Below are 19,359 nucleotides of genomic sequence, written 5' to 3' on the forward strand. Positions count from 1 at the left end.
ACCTATGAATTGGGGGCCGAAAGGCCCCCTTTTTGCATCGGCGTTTTCAGGCGGGTAACGCCGCTTATGTGCCCTGTAGCCGGAACATCCGCGTAAAGAACAGCTCATCCGACAGGCGGTGAAGCAGGGCGGCAATGACGGCGGTTGCGGCAACAGCGAAAACGAGGCGTCCGGCCAGAACGCCATAGACATCGGCGCCCAGCGACATCACCACGAGCGTGTCTTCAATCACGCTATGGGCAAAACCCATGAACACACAGGACAGAAACACCTGACGCGGTGATATCGTCCCCGATTGCGCCTCGCGGATCAGGAAGCCGGCGCCGTAGGAAATTCCCAGGAACAATCCGATGGCGGTGAGATGTTCGGCCTCGCCGCGAATGCCCGCAAGACGCAGCAGGGGCGAAAGCGCTTTCATCATCAGCGCCAGGAGGCCGGTGAGCCTGAGGATTTCAAGGCAAAAGGAAAGGGCAAGCAGGATGACGAGCATCCAGACCATGGTTTCACCGAGACCGAGGAAATAGGCGGTCCATTCAGGCGTGGCGCCCATCGCAATCCAGGCAGGGTTTGCCGGGCCTGACAACCATCCCGTCGCTTCCAGAAGCTGGTGCAGGAGAAAGGCATAGAGCAATCCGCCGCCGACGCGCAGCGCCGTGGTGACAATCATGCCCGGTCCCGCCTTTTCAATGATCTTCTGTTCGATGGGCAGGCCATGGGCGAACAGGATGAGCGCCGAAAAAACGGTGATATCAGCAACGGTGAGCGACGACGCGGGTACAAGTGTGAAGATGAGCGGCACCGCACCCCATATGCCGACCAGCATTGCGGTCAGCCAGGCAAGACCGAGTTCCGGCGGCAGTCCGATGAGGTTCATGATCGGCGCAAAGGCAGGCGCCACCGCCTCGATCGCGCCCATCCTCGATAACAGCTCGGTTAGAATGGCGATCGGAACCGTGATCCGCACAAGCACCCAGTAGATTGCAAGCGTTTCCCGCATTTTTTGCCAGACGGGCAGGAAAAGTGACATGTGAAGGCTCCCTGAAGATTGTTCCCATTCACTAATCCCGGCCCGTTCGCATTTGCGGTCAAAGATTGCAGTTTTGTGCAATTTTATTGCAAATATAGTGGTGGGCGATATGCTGCCGGCATGGATCGGATCGACCGGAAACTTCTGAACCTTTTGCAGAACGATGCATCGCGCACCAACGTGGATATGGCCGATGAGGTCGGGCTGTCTCCGTCCAGTTGCCTGCGCCGCCTGCAGCGGCTGCGCAAGTCGGGCGTGATCGATCGCATTGTGGCGATCCTTAATCCCGCAAAGGCGGGGCGGGTGATCAAGGCTCTGGTGACGGTGGAGCTGAAATTGCACGGCGAGCAGCATATGCGGCGCTTTCTGGATATTGCGAGCGCCGAAGAGGCCGTGTCGCAGGCCTATGCCGTCACCGGCGCATCCGATGTCGTGCTGATGCTGCGCCTGCGGGATATGGAAGAGTTCGATGCCCTGTGCGACCGGTTGTTCCGCGACCAGCACAATGTGGCGCGCTTTTTCACCATGGTCGTCATCAAGACGGCGAAAGAAGAAACGGCCATCAGGCTTTGAAACTGATGGCATTGCATCAGGGGCAAGCGTTTAATCATCCCCTTCAACCCAAAGAAAGCAGCGTCTGGCTTTCGGGAAGGCAGTTTTCAGATGGCGCCTCGCGTCAAGTTAAGACTTCTGGATGGCGCCTATGGGGTGGCCCGGCTCCATGCCGATGCATCCATTCCAGCCTGGGCCGATGGCGCAGGTTTTCTCAGCATCAGCCGGACCGATGACGAGCTTTCCGTTGTCTGCCGCCAGGAGCGAATCCCTGATGATGTTCAGTCCGATATCGGTTGGAACTGTCTCAAACTTCAGGGTCCGTTCGCCTTTGATGAGACGGGCATCGTCCTTTCGGTGATCGAACCGCTATCGACCAACGACATAGGGATATTCGTGGTTTCGACTTTCGATGGCGATCACCTGCTGGTGAAATCGAAGGATCTGGAGAAAGCGCGCGAGCTGCTGGCAAATGCAGGACATTCACTCGTCTAGGATTTGTGAGCATGATCCGCGCGCATGGGGTGCCAGACGGAAATATCGCGCGGCGCATCCAGAAGATCGGGCAGGGCGTCGTGCCATGCCTGCCGATAGGGCCGGTGGATCTGAACGTCGATGACGTCCTGATGGTCGCTCCAGGTCTCATGTAGCAGGAAGCGGTTCTCGTTCTCGCCATCCCGGTGCAGGGTTGCGTTCACGAAGGTCTTTTCGTGCCGCATGGCATCAAGCAGCGCATTCAGCAATTCGAGAAAGCGGTCGCGCTGGCCAGGACGGACCTGGAAGCCGATGAGATAGGTGGTGTGCATGGTCTACTCCTTGGCGCCTTGCATCAGTGCTTCGCGGGTTGCCGCGTCGGCGGGGTAAAAACATTCCAGCACGAGTTCGGACAGCGTGACATCAGTCGCCGTTCCGAAAACCGTGGTGGTTGAAATGAAGCTCAGTATGGTGCCCGAAGAGGGATCACGGAGCTGGAGCGGTATGGCCAGAGGATCGGCTCCGGCATGGGGCGAGGCCTTCGGCGCGGGATAGGCCGCGAGCTCCGCATGCAGCCGGGAAAGCACCTCGTCTCCCGTTTCCTCGACCTGACGGCGCAGGCGTTCCAGCAGGTGATGACGCCACTCGGCGAGATTGACGATGCGCGAACTCAAACCCTGCGGATGCAGGCTCAGCCTCAAGGCGTTAAGCGGCGGGCGAAGCAGTTCCTCGGAAACACCGGCCAGAAGCGATGTGATCGCCCCATTGGCGAGAACGACGTTCCAGTGCCGGTCGACGGCAAGGGCGGGGAAGGGCATATGCCCATGCACCACGGTTTCGACGGCCTGCCGGGCCGCCGTCATATCAGGCGCATCCATCGGCCGTTCGGAATGGATAGGCGCATAACCCGCTGCCAGCATCAGCCGGTTGGCGGCGCGGGCGGGCATCGAAAGCTGCTCCGCCAGTTTCGCGAGCATGTCGCGGCTGGGGGATGATCGCCCGCTTTCCACAAAGCTCAGATGGCGCGCCGATATTTCCGCCTCAATCGCCAGATCGAGCTGGCTCAACCTGCGGCGAGCACGCCATTCCTTCAGCACCTGGCCGACATGTTCTCGATGATGTGTCATGCCCCGCAGCCTAGCAGAAGATATCGGCAATGCGATTACCTCCGAGGTAATTGTTCCGCTTCCCGGCACCCGGCATGTTTGGGCCGTCAACTAAAAGGAGCGCAATCATGACGCAGCATCTCGCAATCGCCGAAACCTATCTCGCGGTCTGGAACGAGGAGGACAATGAACGCCGCAGGCATCTCGTCGGTCAGGCGTGGTCGGAAAATACGCGTTACGTCGATCCGCTGATGCAGGGCGAGGGGCAGCAGGGAATTGCCGCGATGATCGAGGCGGCGCGGCAGAAATTTCCGGGATATCGTTTCGTTCTTGCCGGCACCCCGGATGGCCACGGCGACTTCACCCGTTTCTCATGGCGTCTCATTTCGCCTGACGGGGACGATGTGGCCGGTGGTACCGATGTCGTCAGCCGTGATGCCGAGGGGAGGATCGAAAACGTCGTCGGTTTTCTCGATGGCGCGGCATCCTGAGGCAGAGGCGGGATAGTCCCGCCTCCCGTCCCGGCAATCTTGTCAGCCGGCGAAACCGACGCCGGCCTGACGCTGGCCGAGCGCATTGAACACGGTGGACACGATGCCGGCCCGGTCGAGGCCGGCATTGGCATACATGGTCTCGGGCTTGGCCTGCTCCACCCACTGGTCGGGCAGGGTCAGCGTCCGGACTTTGGGGCCGTGGTCGAGCAATCCGGCGCTTGCCATGAAATGCAGCACATGCGCGCCAAAACCGCCGACTGAGCCTTCCTCGATCGTCACCAGCACTTCGTGATGGGCCGCAAGCTGGCGGATGAGATCGAGATCGAGCGGCTTGGCAAAGCGCGCATCGGCAACGGTCGTCGAGAGTCCGGCTGCATCAAGATCTTCGGCAGCCGCAAGGCATTCCGCAAGCCGGGTGCCGAAGGAGAGCAGCGCGACCTTGGTGCCTTCCTTGATGATGCGGCCCTTGCCGATCTCAAGGATTTCACCGCGTGCGGGCATCTCGACGCCCACACCTTCGCCGCGCGGGTAACGGAAGGAAATTGGGCCTTCGTCATAGGCTGCCGCCGTGCGTACCATATGTTTCAGTTCGGCCTCGTCGGCCGCCGCCATCACCACCATGCCGGGCAGGGTGGCGAGGAAAGTGGTGTCGAAGGAGCCGGCATGGGTCGGTCCATCCGCGCCGACGAACCCGGCGCGGTCGATCGGGAAACGTACGGGCAGGCTCTGGATCGCCACGTCATGCACCAGCTGGTCGTAACCACGCTGCAGGAAGGTGGAATAAAGCGCGCAGAACGGCTTGTAGCCGTCAGCCGCAAGCCCCGCCGCGAAGGTGACAGCGTGCTGTTCGGCAATTCCGACATCGAAGGTGCGGGACGGGAAAAGCTCGGCCATCTTGTCGAGGCCGGTACCATTCGGCATGGCGGCGGTGACGCCGATGATCTTGTCGTCGAGGGTCGCTTCCTGGATCAGCGCTTCGGCAAAGACGCTGGTATAGCTCGGCGCATTCGGTTTGGCTTTCGCCTGTGCGCCGGTGATGACGTCGAACTTGTTGACGCCGTGATATTTGTCCGCAGCCGCTTCCGCCGGCGCATAACCCTTGCCTTTCTGCGTCACCACATGGATGAGGACAGGGCCTTTCTGGTTGTCGCGCACATTGCGCAGCACCGGTAGCAGGTGGTCGAAGGAATGGCCGTCGATCGGGCCGATGTGATAGAAACCGAGCTCCTCGAACAGCGTACCGCCGGTCACATAACCACGCGCATGGGTCACGGCGCGGGTAATGGCGCGGTCGATGGTCTTGCCGAGATAGGCTGTGAGCTTCTTGCCGAAATCACGGAAGCCCATATAGGTGCGGCCGGAGGCAAGGCGGGCGAGATAAGCGCTCATCGCGCCCGTCGGCGGTGCAATCGACATGTCGTTGTCGTTGAGGATGACGATCAGCCGCGCGTCGAGCGCGCCTGCATTGTTGAGCGCCTCGAACGCCATGCCGGCAGACATGGAACCGTCGCCGATGACGGCGATCACCTTGCGGTCGCTTTCGTCGAGACCCGCTGCCACCGCCATGCCGAGACCGGCGGAAATGGAGGTGGAGGAATGGCCGGCGCCGAAATCGTCATATTCGCTTTCGGCCCGCCGGGTGAAACCGGAAAGGCCGCCTTCCTGGCGCAGCGTGCGGATGCGCTCGCGACGGCCGGTCAGGATTTTGTGCGGGTAACATTGGTGGCCGACATCGAAGATCAGCCGGTCCTCGGGCGTGTTGAAGACCTTGTGGATGGCAATCGTCAATTCCACCACGCCAAGGCCGGCACCCAGATGGCCACCGGTCTTCGACACGGCGTCAATCATCTCGTCGCGCAGTTCCCGTGCCAGTTCCGGCAGGTCGCGATCGTCGATCTCCTTGAGATCGGAGGGAAAATTCACCCGGTCGAGCAATGGGGTCTGGGGCATTCCGGTCAATCGTTCGGCCTTTTCTCGTGGTCAGCGGGGGGCGCCAGAGCGTCTTTCATAGGGAAAGCCGACGGTCCATTCCTGCATGTCGTACACTTCTATAGAATTTCAACCTTCCGGCAAAGGGACAAACTCTTCTTCGTCGCCGGGAACGATATCGAAGCGTCCGGTTCTCCACTCCTGTTTGGCCTGTTCTATGCGTTCTTTTGATGACGAAACGAAGTTCCACCAGATGTAGCGGCGCTGATTGAGCGCCGCCCCGCCAAAGATCATGATGTGACAGCCATTGCTGCCGGCCTGAAGCGTGATGTCGTCACCCGGCCGGAAGACGAGCAACTGGTCGGCGGCGAAGATATCGCCTGCCACATCGAGCGAACCGGAGAGAATATAGATCGCCCGTTCCTCATGATCGGCGGAAAAGGGAAATTTCACTCCCGGCTCCAGCGTCAGATCGACATAAAGTGTATCGGTAAAGGCCGAAACGGGGGAGGTAAGGCCCTCGAATTCGCCGATCACCACCCTACCGGAAGCGCCCTTGATATCGATCAGCGGCATGTCTTCCTTGGCGGTATGGGCAAAGGCCGGGGCGATTTCTTCCATATGGTCGGGCAGGGCAAGCCAGGTCTGCAGGCCGGACATGGAAAGCGGATGGCCGCGCAGGTTTTCCGGCGTGCGTTCCGAATGCACGATGCCGCGCCCGGCGGTCATCAGGTTGATGTCTCCGGGGCGAATGACGAGTTCGGTGCCGAGACTGTCGCGATGCTTGATTTCGCCGTCGAACAGATAGGTGACGGTGGAAAGCCCGATATGCGGATGCGGCTTGACGTCCAGCGCCTCACCAGCCTTCAGGATCGCCGGTCCCATGCGGTCAAAAAAGATAAAGGGGCCGACGAGACGACGCTGTCGGGTCGGCAAGGCGCGGCGAACCGCAAAGCCGCCAATATCGCTGGTGCGCGGAATGATGAGGTTCTCGATGGCGTCGCAGGCAAAGGCATCACCCGCGACGGGATCGTTACCGGGAAAAAAGGACATCGCAAGCTCCTCGTATCGTTACACGAAAGCTTAGCACGAACGGAACGGGGTGGGAGCGCCGTAATGGTGAACGCAGCGTCACACCGTTCAACAGGACGTGTTTACTCGCCGTCGAGAGGCTCGACGCCCTGCGGTTTTCCGGCGCGATCGAGACGGATTTTCTCGATTCGCTTTTCCGCAGCGTTCAACAGCGTTTCGCAGTGCTTCTTCAGGGCTTCGCCACGCTCGTAGATGGCGATGGATTCGTCCAGCGCCACGTCTCCGCGCTCCAGGCGTGCGACAATGCTTTCCAGCTCGGCGACGGCTTTTTCGAAGGAATAACCGCTGACATCGGCTGTGTTGGCATTTTCCGTCATGTTCAACCCTTCATCATTCTCAATATGTGCATGGCTGCCGATTCCGCCAGCCCTTCCAGATCATAACCGCCTTCAAGCAGGCTGACGACCCGGTTCGATGCGTATTTATCGGCCATTTCCAGAAGCCGGCCCGTCGCCCAGTCGAAATCCTCGCCCACCAGATTGATCTGCGCCAGAGGATCGCGGTGATGCGCGTCGAAACCGGCGGAGATGAGGATGAGGTCAGGCGAAAAATCGGCAATGGCCGGCAGGACGCGGGATTTGAACGCCTCGCGAAAATATTCGCTGCCGGTATTGGGCGAAAGCGGGGCGTTGACGACGTTGTTCTTCACGCCGGTTTCGTTTTTGTCGCCGCTCCACGGATAAAGCGGCATCTGGTGGGTGGAACAGAACAGCACTGATGTGTCGTTCCAGAAAATATCCTGCGTACCGTTGCCGTGATGCACGTCCCAGTCGATGATGGCGACGCGCTCTGCCCCGTGCGCCTTCTGCGCATGGCGGGCGGCAATTGCCACATTGTTGAAAAGACAGAAACCCATGGCCTTGGCTGTTTCGGCGTGGTGGCCGGGCGGGCGGGCCGCGACGAAGACATTGTCGGCAGCGCCGGTAAACACGTCGTCCACCGCCGCCATCGCCGCACCGATGCCGGTCAGCGCCGCCTGCAGGCTTTTGCGTGATACATAAGTGTCGGCCTCGACGCGGTTGATCTCGCCATCCTCTTCAGGGATCTGCCGCATGACGGCAAGCAGGTGCTCCTCCGGATGCGCCAGCAACACCGCGTCTTCATTGGCCTGAGGCGCTTCTCTGCGGATCAGGCGCTCGAAATTCGGATGTTCGAGCGCGATGTTCAGAGATCGCAGGCGATCCGGCCGCTCGGGGTGGCCTTCGGGCGTGATATGCTCCAGGAAGATCGGATGTTCGTATAAACGCGTCGCCATTCTTTTCCTCCCGAAGAAAGTGTGTTCAGGCGCGCTGCGGCAGAAGCGGATAACCCGCCATCACGGCGCGGCCGGCCAGCGCTGCAAGCACAGCCTTCAGCGCATCGCCCGGAATGAAGGCGAGCGAACCCATGAAGGCCTTTTCGAAACCAAGACCGACGACCAGCGCCAGATAGGTGATGCCGAAAGCATAAAGCACGATCACGCCGCCGATCAGGCTGGCGATGAAAAAGCCGATGCCCTGTGTAAGGGCAGACTGGCTGCGATTGACGAGTTTTTCCGAGAGCGTGCCGGTGACGAAAACCGCCGCGATCCAGCCGATCAGGAAGCCCGTCGTCGGCGTGGTGAAGATGGAAAGGCCGCCGCGTCCGCCCGAAAGCACCGGCAGGCCGATGGCGGCAATCAGGATTGTCAGGAGAACCGCGAGCGTACCGCGCTTTGCGCCGAGGACGACGCCTGCCAGCATGACGCCGAGCGACTGCGCGGTGATCGGCACCGGAATGAAACCGAGCGTGATCGGCGGCAGAAGCCCGAGTGCGATGATGATGGCGGAAAACAGCGAAATCAGCACAAGGTCGCGGGTCGTCATGACGCTCAAAACTCCGGATGGTTATCTGGCCGCAAGCTTTGGCCTCTGAAACCGCGCGCGTCAATGGCGTCGGCGATGGCATCGGCATCCTTCAACGTCATAATGACGAGCGGCACGATGGTGGTGGCCATGCGCACCGGCAGGCCGCGCGCCCGGTGCGCATCGCGCACCGCATGGTAGCGGTTGACGATCTCAGGCACGAACCGCACCACCAGACCGACGGCAAGTCCGATATCGGCGGCCTTGACCAGCCCCAGCCGTTCCAGGGGGGCCGCGGCACGCGTAATCTCGTCCATGAATTGCGAAATGCTGACGGTGATGGTGACGGCGGTGGCAAGCAGCGCGAGCGCCGTCAGCCGCAGAAGATTGACACTCGCATCATGGGCTGGAAGCAGGAGATAGCTGAAACCGGCGACGAGGAAGATGGTCAGCATCACCGGCCGCAGCCGCAGGCCGATCTCGTGGAAGGGCAGGCGTGTCTCGCGCAGGATGGCGGCGGCGAGAACCACGGCGCATCCCAGAAGCGGCAGATCGCGGGTGAGGAACAGCGCGATGCTGAAGCCCATAAGCGTCAGGAGCTTGACGGGCGGCGAGACGCGGTAGAGCCAGCCGGTGCCTTCGACATGCAGCGATTTCATCGCGATGCCACCTCCAGATAATGCGCAACCGCCTCTTCGGGGCCGGCATCGGCAACCAGCGCGCCTTCATGGAAAACCAGCACGCGGTCGAAGCCTGCAACCAGCGACAGGTCATGGGTGATGACAACAAGCGCCTGCGACAGCGCCGCCATGGTTTTTTCAACGATAGTACGGTTTTTCAGATCAAGCTGGTTGGTCGGTTCATCGAGAATTAGGATTTGCGGATCGGTGACCAGAAGGGCGGCAAGCGCTGCAAGCTGCAGTTCTCCGCCGGAAAGCTCATGCGCGCGCCGCTCTTCCAGATGGGGAATGCCGAGCCGCGCAAGAACGGCCTTCACCCGGTTTTCGGTTTCCGCCCTGCCGATGCCGAGCCGCTTGAGGCCGAAGGCGACATCGTCGCGCACGATCGGCAGGATGATCTGGTTCTGCGGATTCTGGAAGATGAAGCCGACCGTCTGCAATACCGCTTTGGCGTCGCTCACGGTGTCGAGACCGTTTACCGAAACCTTGCCCGCACTCGGCTTGTTCAGCCCGTTGATCAGCCGGGCAAAGGTGGTCTTGCCGGAACCATTGAGGCCGATCACGCCGATGCGCCGTTCCGTCAATGTCACAGACAGCGGCTGCAGGGCCTGCCGGCCCTCGAAAGCGACACCGGCGGCATCGAAACGGATTTCCAAGCTTACATCCTCGCGCTCGTTTTCCGGTTCTATACCCCGTCATCAACAGAAGTGAAACAAGGAACAAAAAAAGAACATTGCAATCCTGAAAAAGCCGTCATACCTTTTGCGCCATGACGATCAAGGTTTCGAACGAAGCGGCAAGGCGGATTTTTCTGGCGCGGCAGGGGCTTTGCTCCCCGCCCGGCAAGGCGCTTTCCAAGGATGGCCTGCTGCAGCTCATCACCGATATCGGTTTTGTGCAGGTGGACAGCATCGGCACCGTGGAGCGCGCCCACCACCAGATTATCTTCTCACGCAACCAGACCTACAGGCGTGACCATCTGACCACGCTGCTGGAAAAGGACCGCGCGCTTTTCGAGCACTGGACGCATGACGCTTCCATCGTACCGACGGAGTTTTACCCCTATTGGAAACACCGCTTCCGCCGCCGCGAGCCGATCATTCAGGAGCGCTGGCGCAAATGGCATGGAGAGGGCTTCGATGCCGCTTTCGGCGAAACGCTGGAGCGCATCGCCGCCACCGGCCCGGTTCTGGCGCGGGAGCTGAAGGAGGAGGGGCATCAGTCCGGCGGCTGGTGGAACTGGCATCCCTCCAAGACGGCGCTCGAATATTTATGGCACACCGGCAAGCTCGCCATATCCGGCCGCGTGAATTTCCAGAAGGTCTATGATCTCGCCGAGCGTGTCATTCCCGGCGAGCACCACGAAACCGAGGTGGAGCACGCCGAATTTGTCGACTGGGCCTGCCGCGAAGCGCTGAAGCGGCTGGGTTTCGCCACCCATGGCGAAATCGCCGCCTTTTTCGATCTCGTCACCCCGCAGGAGGCGAGGGACTGGGTCAAGAGCCATCGCGATGAACTCTGCGAGGTTTCGCTTCTCTCCAGCGACGGAGACACCGCCCGCCCGTCTTTTGCCTTTGCCGATTTCACCGCCGACCTGACGGATGTACCGGAACCCTCCGCCCGCGTCCGTGTCCTCAGCCCCTTCGATCCGCTGTTGCGCGACCGAAACCGCACGGAACGGCTGTTCGGCTTTTATTACCGCATCGAGGTCTTCGTGCCCGAGCCGAAACGGCAATATGGCTATTATGTCTTCCCGCTTCTGGAGGGCGACCGGATGATCGGCCGCATCGACATGAAGGCGGATCGCAAGCGCGGCACGCTGGATGTGCGCCGCCTGTGGCTGGAGCCTGGCGTGCGCGCCTCAGCAGGACGGCTTGAAAAGCTCGACGCGGAACTATCGCGGCTTGCGAAGTTTACCGGGGTTGAGAGCGTGAATTATCTGGAGGGCTGGCGGGAGGACAAATGAAGGTGTCTTTTCGCGGTGCCTGAATGTAGTGGCGAGCGCCGCCACACTCGACGTCATCCTCGCCCTTGAGGCGAGGATCCACAAGCCGCGGAGACAATGGCTTCCGGGATCATGACTTCACGTGTCCGGAACATCTCAAGCGTGTCACGTCGGGAACTGCGGGATGGATCCTCGGCACAAGGCCGAGGATGACGCCGAACGGGCGAAGAGCGCGCCAAGCCGAAACGCTCTCGCGAAGCCCCTAAATCACCCGATATCCGTCGCCGAAATTTTGATGCCAAAGCCTTCCAGGCCGACATAATGACGCTCGCGTGTCGTCATCAGCTTGATCGAGCTGATGCCGAGGTCTTTGAGGATCTGCGCACCGAGACCGATTTCCAGCCATTCGTTTTCACGTGAGCGGGCCTGCGCATGCGCCTCGTCGGGATCACGCGCCTTGCGACGGCCGGCCACCTGGCCGACGCCGACGGAGCCCTCACGCAGATAGACGATGACGCCGCGGCCTTCCTCGGCAATCTTCTGCATATAGTGCTGCACCGGCTGGCGGTCGCCGAACACGTCGTCGGCGACATTTTCCGGGTGCAGGCGAACGGGAATGTCGACACCGTCTCTGATATCGCCGAAAATCACCGCCATATGCTGCATCCGGTCCCAGGGCAGAGAATAGGTTTGCGCCTTGGCCGGTCCGAACGGCGTTTCGATGGTGAAGGAGGATTCCATCTCCACCAGCGTTTCCTTGCGCTGGCGATAGGCGATGAGGTCGGCGACGGAAACCTGCTTCAGCTTGTGTTTTTCCGCAAAGGCGGTGACCTGCGGTCCGCGCGTCACGGTGCCGTCATCATTGACGAGTTCGCAGATGACACCGATGGGCGGCAGGCCCGCAAGCTTGCAGAGATCGACCGCCGCTTCGGTATGGCCGGAGCGCATCAGGACGCCACCTTCACGGGCAATCAGCGGGAAGATGTGGCCCGGCCGGGTAAAATCGGCAGCCCCGACATTGGGATTGGCGAGATTGCGCACGGTTAGCGTCCGGTCATCGGCGGAAATGCCCGTCGTGGTGCCGTGCTTGAAATCGACGCTGACGGTGAAGGCCGTCGTGTGCGCGCTATCATTTTCCGCCACCATGGCGTTGAGGTTCAGCCGCTTGGCTTCTTCGCGCGGCATGGGCGCGCAGACGATGCCGGAGGTGTGGCGCACGATGAAAGCCATCTTTTCCGCCGTGCAATGCACCGCCGAAATGATCAGATCGCCTTCATTCTCTCGGTCGTCATCATCGGTCACGACGACGATTTCGCCTGCTTCGAAAGCGCGAATGGCGTCGACAACGCGTTTCTGGTCATAGGCCATGGCGGTCCCCCTTATTTCAGCCGGCCGGTCTGGCCGCGGTCTCGCAGATAATGGTCGGCAACGGTGCAGGCGATCATCGCTTCGCCGATCGGCACGGCGCGGATGCCGACGCAGGGGTCATGGCGCCCCTTGGTGCGCACATCGACATTATTGCCGTCGGTATCGATGGACAGGCGCTCCGTCAGAATGGAGGAGGTGGGCTTGATGGCAAAGCGCGCGATGACAGGTTCACCGGTCGCGATGCCGCCCAGAATGCCGCCGGCGTGGTTGGAGAGGAAGATCGGCTTGCCGTCATTGCCCATGCGCATCTCATCGGCATTTTCCTCGCCGGAAAGCTCGGCGGAGGCGAAACCTTCGCCGATCTCTACACCCTTGACGGCGTTGATCGACATCAGGTTTGAGGCGATATCCTGGTCGAGCTTGGCATAAATGGGGGCGCCAATACCGGCCGGAACGCCCTCCGCCACCACTTCGACAACGGCCCCGATGGAGGAGCCGGCCTTGCGGATGCCGTCGAGATAGTCTTCCCACACCGGCACCATGGCTGCATCCGGGCAGAAGAACGGGTTCTGATCGACCTGATCCCAATCCCAGTTGTCGCGGTTGATCCTGTGCTTGCCGATCTGCACCAGCGCGCCGCGCACATTGAGGCTCGGCACCACCTTGCGGGCGATTGCGCCGGCGGCGACACGCGCCGCCGTTTCGCGGGCGGAGGAGCGTCCACCGCCGCGATAATCGCGAATGCCGTATTTCAGGTCATAGGTGAAGTCGGCATGGCCGGGACGGAAACGCTTGGCGATCTCGCCGTAATCCTTGGAACGCTGGTCGGTATTCTCGATCAGCATCGAAATCGGCGTGCCTGTTGTTATCATCGTCTCGCCGTCCTCATCCAGCATCACGCCGGAGAGAACCTTGACGATGTCATCTTCGCGCCGCTGGGTCACGAAGCGGCTCTGGCCGGGTTTGCGCTTGTCCATCCAGTGCTGCACCTCGGCAAGGGTGAAGCGGATGCCGGGCGGGCAGCCATCCACCACGCAGCCAAGTGCCGGCCCATGGCTTTCTCCCCAGGTGGTAACACGGAAAAGATGACCGAAACTGTTATGCGACATAGTTCTCAAAACCGGAAAACAGGGCGCCTGTGGACAGCGCCGTTTGAAACAAGCGGATTTGTCTTAGTGGAAAATCCGGGCAAGGCAAAAGCCTTTCTTTCACGGCAAGCCCGATAAGGAGGTGACGCACCGTCCACAGCGGCGCGGCCGGGGCCGGAACGGCGTGTTTCATCAATAAATGGATCGTATCGCCTGATTGATTCGCGGGAAGACGAGGTTTTTCCGGGATGACGAAAATGTAAAAGCGCCGTCGTTTTCCACGCTAATCCCGAGTTTTCCAATATTGCCGGGAAATGCGGTGTAAAAATCACTAACGGCTTGAACGCGATCCCAAATCCGTTCATCAATTGGGCCGAAAATGTCATGGTTGCGGGCAATTTCCGCCACATTCGAAAGGCAATTCTTCATGCATGTAAGGTTTTCACGCAAATCCACGAAAGCTAGATCGATGCGTATGATGATTGCCGCCCTTCTGGCCGCCACCAACCTTTTGATGCCCATCAACAGCTTCGCGCAGAGCGTCGATGTGGAAGGCACGATCAGCAAGATCGATGCGAATGGGCTGAGCATTACGCTCAACGACGGCAAGACCTATCGCGTACCGGAAGAGTTCAATTTCGAAGGTCTGAAAGCGGGCGTGAAGGTCGTGGTTTTCTACACGGAAGTGGATGGCAAACGCGTGGTCGACGATCTTCAGGTCGTTGAGTAAGGCTGCGGTTGCGGCTTTGCCTGTGACGGGGCGAACCTCTGTAAACTTGTTCGGGAAGCACCAACATTTCCGTCATGCCGGACTTGATCCGGCATCCAACCGACGCGTGTCTGCGCGGCGGGATGAATCTTTTCAGCCCAAGGACTTGGGCTGGCTGGATTCCGGCTCAGGGCCGGAATGACGGGAGAGAGGGTGACCCATGCCCCTCACGAAATCCACTCCGCGCTGTTCCTGTTGATCTCGACCTTCAAAATCTGGTCCTGCGGAATCTGCGTTCGCGACGCCTCATCCTTGTCCATGCCTGATACCAGCCGGAAGATCGAGCGGATCACGCCGCCATGGCAGACGCAGATCGTTGGAACCTCAACGGAGGAAAGCCATGCGCCGATGCGCCAGGAGAGGATTTCATAACTTTCGGCATCCTGGCCGGGGGGAATGAAATCCCACTTGTTGGCCTTGCGCGCCTTCACCCGGTCCGGGAATTCTTTTTTCAGCTCCGGCAGGGTCTGGCCCTCCCAGTCGCCGAAGGAAACTTCGATCAGGCGATCGTCGGTGCGATAGGCGAGCGGATCGAGGCCCATCGCGGCGCGCATCAGTTCCATGGTTTCGCGTGTGCGCCCGAGCGGGCTTGCCACATAATCGAAGTCCGTGGCCTGTTCTCCCAGCAGATGCGCAAGGAGTTTGCCGTTACCGACCGCCTGCTGGCGGCCGAAATCGTTGAGCGGAATGTCTTTCTGGCCCTGAAGCCGGCGTATCGCATTCCAGTCCGTTTGTCCGTGCCGGATCACATAGACGAGCAAGGCGATACCCCGTTTTCAAACTTCGCAGGCTTAGTCCTTCACCACCGAAATGTCAGGCGCATCCACGGCCTTCATGCCGATGGTGTGGTAACCGGAATCGACATGGTGGATTTCGCCGGTCACGCCGGTGGAAAGGTCGGACAACAGGTAAAGCGCCGACTTGCCGACTTCCTCGATGGAAACGGTGCGCTTCAGCGGCGCATTATATTCGTTCCACTTCAGAATATAACGGAAGTCGCCGATGCCGGAAGCCGCAAGCGTCTTGATCGGGCCGGCGGAAACGGCGTTGACGCGGATGCCGCGGTTGCCGAGGTCGACGGCGAGATAACGCACGCTGGCCTCGAGAGCAGCCTTGGCCACGCCCATCACGTTGTAATTCGGCATGACCTTCTCGGCGCCGTAATAGGTCAGCGTGATGATCGAGCCGCCGTCATTCATGATCGGTTCCGCGCGCTTGGCCACAGCCGCCAGCGAGAAGACGGAAATGTCCATGGTGCGGTTGAAGTTGTCGCGGCTGGTGTCGAGGTAACGGCCGGTCAGCTCATCCTTGTCGGAAAAGGCGATGGCGTGCACGACGAAGTCGATCTTGCCCCAGTGCTTTTCCAGCCCGGCAAAAACCGCATCGATCGTCTCGAGATCGGTCACGTCACAGTGCCCGGCCATGAAGGCGCCAAGTTCCTGCGCCAGCGGCTCGACGCGCTTCTTCAATGCGTCGCCCTGCCAGGTGAGTGCGATTTCCGCGCCTGCGTCTGCGCAAGCCTTGGCAATGCCCCAAGCGATGGAACGATTATTGGCGACACCCATGATGAGGCCGCGTTTGCCAGCCATAAGACCGGATGCCTGAGCCATTTTGTGCTCCCTAATACTTTTGATCGGTCCTGCCTATGGCATAGGCTGCAATCCTGTTCAAGATTGCCAAAGATCATCAACTGTTAGGGAGCGTAACAAAGGGTGCGTTGTCCCGGCTATTCGCAAAACTTTCACAAATAAAGGCCTTCGCGCATGTGCCGCATCAGGTCGGTCACTTTCTCATCCGGCTTTTCGAGCAGGACGATGCGCAATTCGATGACGAGATCGCCCTGTCCACCCTTGCCGTCGGCAAGGCCCTTGCCGGCGAGGCGCAGCACGCGGTCCGAACCGGACCAGGCAGGAATGGTGATGTTTTCCTCGCCGAGCGGTGTCGCGACGTTCGTTTCACAACCCAGAACCGCGTCGCTGAGCGATATCGGCAGCGTTGTGTGAATATCGAAACCACGAAGGGAAAACGCGTCCTCGCGTGCGGTCAGCAATGTCACGGCAAGATCGCCGCGGGCCATGTTGGGAAGCTTCAGCCCCTGTCCCTTCAGCCGCACCACATGCCCGTCCGTCATGCCGGCTTCGAGCTGGAAGCGAACGTCGCGTTCGTCGGCAAGCGGCACGGTAATCCACTTGTGCTCCAGCAGATCGGCGACCGTGACGGTGGCTTCCGCGGTAATATCAGGCGCCTTTTCGGGGGCCGGCTGCGGGGTGCGGAACCGGCGCACGAGAGCATTGAAGAGATTGACGGCAAGTGAGGCGGGCGCGGTCCGGTCATCGCCAGCGCCGGGCGTGGTCTCGCCGGCCGCAGGCATATCGCCTTTTGCGGCGCTCGCGGCAGCCTTTGCCGCTTCCGCAGCCTGCTGCACCTTGGGATCGTTCTGCGCCTCGGCGCCAAAAATCCGCTCGACGATGTCTTCGGCGGTTTCCGCTTTGCCGTCGGTTTTCTGGCCGGTCTGCGCCCGGTTGCGGGCATCGGCGCGGGCCAGTTCCTCCATCAGCTTTTCGGCCGCCTTGGCGCGCTCCGCGGCCTCGCGCGCGGCTTCCCGCTGCTGCATGATGGTTTCGCCGCGCTGCTTCTTCTCGGCCGCCCTGCGGGCCTGATCGTAGAGATCGCGCTTTTTGGGGTCTTTGAGAAGATCATAGGCCTGGCCGATCTCGGCGAATCGCGCCGAGGCATCGGGATCGTCGCGATTGGCGTCCGGATGGACGATTTTCGCCTTCGTGCGCCAGGCGGCCTTGATTTCCTCGTGGCGGGCGTCACGTTTTACGCCGAGGATCGAATACGGATCGCGCATGCGAAACACCAGTTTACGTTGGCTCAGGCGCTGCCGCCCTTCATGGCGCAATCCTGAAACTAACCCCTCCGAAAAGGGCTGCCCGCGATCATTCGCCTGCACGCCCTCGGTTTAATCAACGTCGACTGTTGCAATAAGTTGCTAATCACTCCTTTACGGAGAAAGCGCGCCGCACCGAGGCCGGCTCTATTCCCTGCGGAAGGGTAAACAGATTATTTCTGTTCGAAGCGGGTCAGCAGCCATTCGCCGGTTTCCGACAGGCAGGCCTGTCCGGCATAGCTCGCAACACCCTCGAAGGAGTGACGCGTCGTTTTGAAAGCGCGGCAGACGAAACCGCTCGATTTGTCTTCGTGAATGGCGGTGACGACACCGGCGCTGCCGGTGGCCGCATTGGCCCAGGGCAGCGGCTGGTCGGCGAGCTTGGCGAGATCGGCCGAGGTTACCGCATTGCGGATCGTCGCATCGTCCGTCTGGGGCGCATTGTTCGGCTGGTTGGGAACGGAGGCCGTGGAAAGCGAGCGGTCGACCTTGTCGCCGCCGAACAGATCGAGGCTGACGCAGCCGCTCAGCACCACGAGCATTGACACGACAGCGGAAACTTCCGCTACCGACGAAAGGAGGCCCTTTGTTCGACTGTTCGACTTTGCTATGACGGTCACCATCTTTCACCAGAGATCATCTCTGGGGTCCAAATCAGCTCGGGAGCATTTTAGTCAATATGTCGGAAACGGGGTTAACATCCAGTGACTTCACGGAAGAAAATGAACCGTTCACGCTTTTTGCCGAATGGCTGAAGGACGCAACGGCTTCCGAAATCAACGATCCGAACGCGGTTGCGCTTGCCACCGTGGACGAAAATGGCCTGCCGAATGTGCGCATGGTGCTGCTGAAAGGCGTCGACGATCGCGGCTTTGTTTTCTACACGAATTTTGAAAGCCAGAAGGGACAGGAGATCCTTGGCCAGAAAAAAGCGGCCATGTGTTTCCACTGGAAAAGTCTCCGCCGACAGGTGCGCCTGCGCGGCGAGGTGGAGATCGTCAGCGACGAGGAGGCGGATGTCTATTACGCCTCGCGCCCGCGCGGCAGCCGCATCGGCGCCTGGGCTTCCAAACAGTCTCGGCCGCTGGAGGGCCGTTTCGCGCTGGAGAAGGCGGTCGCCGAATATACCGCCAGATATGCCATCGGCGAGATTCCGCGCCCGTCCCATTGGTCCGGTTTCCGCATCCGCCCGCTCAGCATCGAATTCTGGCACGACCGCAAGTTCCGCCTGCACGACCGCATCGAATTCCGTCGCGAGACGCCTGACGGTGCATGGTCCAAGGTCCGCATGTATCCGTAATCGCCTTCGGGGCAGGCCATCGCGGCCTGCCTATTTCAGCAGCGAATCAAACAGCGGCAGGCCGATGATCGCGGAAATGGCGATCAGCCCATAGCAGATGCGCCGGAACGACGCTTCGTCCGCAAGCCCGTGCAGTCGCGCGCCGGCATAAAGACCCGCGCCGTAAAAAGGCAATGCCAGCAGGAAAAACACGAAGACATCGACGGTAAACAGGCCACTGACGAAATAGCTGGCGATGGAAAACACCGTCGAAACCGCGAAATAAAGAATGACATTGGCGCGCACGAAAGCGCCTTTCAGCGCTCCGCCCAGCCAATAGGCGACGACGGGCGGACCGCCCAGTTGCGCAGCGCCCGAAAACAGCCCGGCCAGAAGCCCGGTGAAGAGGGTGAGCGGCGTTTTCGGCCGGCCGCTGTAACGCCAGCCGGACACCAGAAATAAGAGCAGCACCACGACCACGCCGGAGATGAGCCAGCGCAGGGTCAATGGATCACCCTTGGAAAGCAGCAGGGTGCCGACCGGTATGCCGACAAAGGCGCCGGCCGCCATGATGAAAACCTCGCGCCGGTCCGCCATGCGAAAGGCGGGCGGTATCATGCCGAGCGTCAGGACGCCGTCCACCACCAGCAGTACCGCCGAGGCGACGCGCGGCCCGACGATGGCGCTGGCAAGCGGGATGAAAATCAGCGCTGCGCCGAAGCCGGAAAAGCCGCGGGCGAGACCGGCGAGAAACGCCGCACCCGCAAACATCGCCAGCAGCGTCGGACTATGGGCGGTGATGAGGGATGAGAAAAAATCGAGGTGGGACATGGGCGATGG

Annotated in this window: 24 protein-coding genes; 6 read left to right on the forward strand and 18 right to left on the reverse strand. The window is 60.6% G+C overall.

The window, feature by feature from the left end; genetic code table 11:
* Window positions 1–64: 64 nt before the first annotated feature.
* Window positions 65–1,027: a nucleoside recognition domain-containing protein gene (locus tag V6S97_RS11880; protein ID WP_003503073.1), complete on the reverse strand. Its 963-nt coding sequence runs from the start codon at window positions 1,025–1,027 to the stop codon at window positions 65–67.
* A gap of 120 nt (window positions 1,028–1,147) precedes the next feature.
* Between V6S97_RS11880 and V6S97_RS11885 the strand changes: the two genes are divergently transcribed.
* Window positions 1,148–1,600, forward strand: a complete 453-nt coding sequence (locus V6S97_RS11885; RefSeq protein WP_003503071.1) for an Lrp/AsnC family transcriptional regulator — start codon at window positions 1,148–1,150, stop codon at window positions 1,598–1,600.
* A 90-nt stretch (window positions 1,601–1,690) separates the two neighbouring features.
* Window positions 1,691–2,074: an ACT domain-containing protein gene (locus V6S97_RS11890; protein WP_003503069.1), complete on the forward strand. Its 384-nt coding sequence runs from the start codon at window positions 1,691–1,693 to the stop codon at window positions 2,072–2,074.
* On the opposite strand, the gene V6S97_RS11895 is transcribed toward V6S97_RS11890, so the two are convergent.
* Complete coding sequence (locus V6S97_RS11895; RefSeq protein ID WP_003503068.1) at window positions 2,071–2,385, reverse strand: putative quinol monooxygenase; 315 nt, start codon at window positions 2,383–2,385, stop codon at window positions 2,071–2,073. The two genes, V6S97_RS11890 and V6S97_RS11895, sit on opposite strands and share 4 nt — an antisense overlap.
* Before the next feature lie 3 nt (window positions 2,386–2,388).
* Window positions 2,389–3,180: a helix-turn-helix domain-containing protein gene (locus V6S97_RS11900; protein WP_003503066.1), complete on the reverse strand. Its 792-nt coding sequence runs from the start codon at window positions 3,178–3,180 to the stop codon at window positions 2,389–2,391.
* A 107-nt stretch (window positions 3,181–3,287) separates the two neighbouring features.
* On the opposite strand from V6S97_RS11900, the gene V6S97_RS11905 reads away from it, so the two are divergent.
* Window positions 3,288–3,650, forward strand: a complete 363-nt coding sequence (locus tag V6S97_RS11905; protein WP_003503064.1) for a nuclear transport factor 2 family protein — start codon at window positions 3,288–3,290, stop codon at window positions 3,648–3,650.
* A gap of 42 nt (window positions 3,651–3,692) precedes the next feature.
* Here V6S97_RS11905 and dxs read toward each other — a convergent pair whose 3' ends face one another.
* From dxs to V6S97_RS11940, 7 genes are all read right to left on the reverse strand, one after another.
* Window positions 3,693–5,612 carry a 1-deoxy-D-xylulose-5-phosphate synthase gene (gene dxs, locus V6S97_RS11910; protein WP_003503063.1) on the reverse strand — a complete coding sequence of 640 codons (1,920 nt, stop codon included), beginning with the start codon at window positions 5,610–5,612 and terminating at the stop codon, window positions 3,693–3,695.
* A 99-nt stretch (window positions 5,613–5,711) separates the two neighbouring features.
* Window positions 5,712–6,635: a pirin family protein gene (locus V6S97_RS11915; RefSeq protein WP_003503061.1), complete on the reverse strand. Its 924-nt coding sequence runs from the start codon at window positions 6,633–6,635 to the stop codon at window positions 5,712–5,714.
* Window positions 6,636–6,736: 101 nt separating this feature from the next.
* Window positions 6,737–6,991 (reverse strand): exodeoxyribonuclease VII small subunit, encoded by a 255-nt coding sequence (locus V6S97_RS11920; RefSeq protein ID WP_003503059.1) that lies wholly within the window; start codon window positions 6,989–6,991, stop codon window positions 6,737–6,739.
* Between the two features lie 2 nt (window positions 6,992–6,993).
* Window positions 6,994–7,929 (reverse strand): histone deacetylase family protein, encoded by a 936-nt coding sequence (locus V6S97_RS11925; RefSeq protein WP_080865922.1) that lies wholly within the window; start codon window positions 7,927–7,929, stop codon window positions 6,994–6,996.
* A 25-nt stretch (window positions 7,930–7,954) separates the two neighbouring features.
* Window positions 7,955–8,518, reverse strand: coding sequence for a biotin transporter BioY (locus V6S97_RS11930; protein WP_003503057.1), 564 nt, complete (start codon window positions 8,516–8,518; stop codon window positions 7,955–7,957).
* A 5-nt stretch (window positions 8,519–8,523) separates the two neighbouring features.
* Window positions 8,524–9,156, reverse strand: a complete 633-nt coding sequence (locus V6S97_RS11935) for an energy-coupling factor transporter transmembrane component T family protein (RefSeq protein WP_099085604.1) — start codon at window positions 9,154–9,156, stop codon at window positions 8,524–8,526.
* Entirely contained in the window at window positions 9,153–9,833 is a 681-nt protein-coding gene (locus tag V6S97_RS11940) for an energy-coupling factor ABC transporter ATP-binding protein (protein ID WP_080865927.1), read from the reverse strand. Before V6S97_RS11940 ends, V6S97_RS11935 begins: the two co-directional genes overlap by 4 nt.
* 113 nt (window positions 9,834–9,946) lie before the next feature.
* Here V6S97_RS11940 and V6S97_RS11945 point away from each other — a divergent pair, with 113 nt between their 5' ends.
* Window positions 9,947–11,143, forward strand: a complete 1,197-nt coding sequence (locus tag V6S97_RS11945) for a winged helix-turn-helix domain-containing protein (protein WP_060722987.1) — start codon at window positions 9,947–9,949, stop codon at window positions 11,141–11,143.
* A gap of 246 nt (window positions 11,144–11,389) precedes the next feature.
* On the opposite strand, the gene ribB is transcribed toward V6S97_RS11945, so the two are convergent.
* From ribB to V6S97_RS11960, 3 genes are read right to left on the reverse strand one after another with little or no spacing between them, the layout of a single operon-like run.
* A complete protein-coding gene (gene ribB / locus V6S97_RS11950) occupies window positions 11,390–12,490 on the reverse strand; it encodes a 3,4-dihydroxy-2-butanone-4-phosphate synthase (protein ID WP_065694894.1) in 1,101 nt (366 codons plus the stop codon).
* Window positions 12,491–12,501: 11 nt separating this feature from the next.
* Window positions 12,502–13,599 carry a chorismate synthase gene (gene aroC / locus V6S97_RS11955; protein ID WP_003509173.1) on the reverse strand — a complete coding sequence of 366 codons (1,098 nt, stop codon included), beginning with the start codon at window positions 13,597–13,599 and terminating at the stop codon, window positions 12,502–12,504.
* Between the two features lie 5 nt (window positions 13,600–13,604).
* Complete coding sequence (locus V6S97_RS11960) at window positions 13,605–13,964, reverse strand: hypothetical protein (protein ID WP_162266764.1); 360 nt, start codon at window positions 13,962–13,964, stop codon at window positions 13,605–13,607.
* An 83-nt stretch (window positions 13,965–14,047) separates the two neighbouring features.
* On the opposite strand from V6S97_RS11960, the gene V6S97_RS11965 reads away from it, so the two are divergent.
* A complete protein-coding gene (locus tag V6S97_RS11965; RefSeq protein WP_003509170.1) occupies window positions 14,048–14,308 on the forward strand; it encodes a DUF1344 domain-containing protein in 261 nt (86 codons plus the stop codon).
* Between the two features lie 206 nt (window positions 14,309–14,514).
* Here the strand turns inward: V6S97_RS11965 and V6S97_RS11970 are convergent, their stop codons facing one another.
* From V6S97_RS11970 to V6S97_RS11985, 4 genes are all read right to left on the reverse strand, one after another.
* Entirely contained in the window at window positions 14,515–15,108 is a 594-nt protein-coding gene (locus tag V6S97_RS11970; RefSeq protein WP_003509169.1) for a histidine phosphatase family protein, read from the reverse strand.
* A 30-nt stretch (window positions 15,109–15,138) separates the two neighbouring features.
* Window positions 15,139–15,957, reverse strand: coding sequence for an enoyl-ACP reductase FabI (gene fabI, locus V6S97_RS11975; protein WP_003509163.1), 819 nt, complete (start codon window positions 15,955–15,957; stop codon window positions 15,139–15,141).
* A 131-nt stretch (window positions 15,958–16,088) separates the two neighbouring features.
* The gene (locus V6S97_RS11980) at window positions 16,089–17,201 is read right to left on the reverse strand and encodes a DnaJ C-terminal domain-containing protein (RefSeq protein WP_003509161.1); all 1,113 of its coding nucleotides are present in this window, start codon (window positions 17,199–17,201) and stop codon (window positions 16,089–16,091) included.
* Between the two features lie 212 nt (window positions 17,202–17,413).
* Window positions 17,414–17,863 (reverse strand): RT0821/Lpp0805 family surface protein, encoded by a 450-nt coding sequence (locus V6S97_RS11985; protein WP_035213424.1) that lies wholly within the window; start codon window positions 17,861–17,863, stop codon window positions 17,414–17,416.
* A gap of 56 nt (window positions 17,864–17,919) precedes the next feature.
* Here V6S97_RS11985 and pdxH point away from each other — a divergent pair, with 56 nt between their 5' ends.
* Window positions 17,920–18,540, forward strand: coding sequence for a pyridoxamine 5'-phosphate oxidase (pdxH, locus tag V6S97_RS11990; RefSeq protein WP_003509156.1), 621 nt, complete (start codon window positions 17,920–17,922; stop codon window positions 18,538–18,540).
* Window positions 18,541–18,570: 30 nt separating this feature from the next.
* Here pdxH and V6S97_RS11995 read toward each other — a convergent pair whose 3' ends face one another.
* Window positions 18,571–19,350 carry a sulfite exporter TauE/SafE family protein gene (locus V6S97_RS11995; RefSeq protein ID WP_003509154.1) on the reverse strand — a complete coding sequence of 260 codons (780 nt, stop codon included), beginning with the start codon at window positions 19,348–19,350 and terminating at the stop codon, window positions 18,571–18,573.
* Window positions 19,351–19,359: the final 9 nt, after the last annotated feature.

This window comes from Agrobacterium sp. CCNWLW155, assembly GCF_036888815.1.
In the GTDB taxonomy this organism is placed as follows: Bacteria; Pseudomonadota; Alphaproteobacteria; order Rhizobiales; family Rhizobiaceae; genus Agrobacterium; species Agrobacterium radiobacter.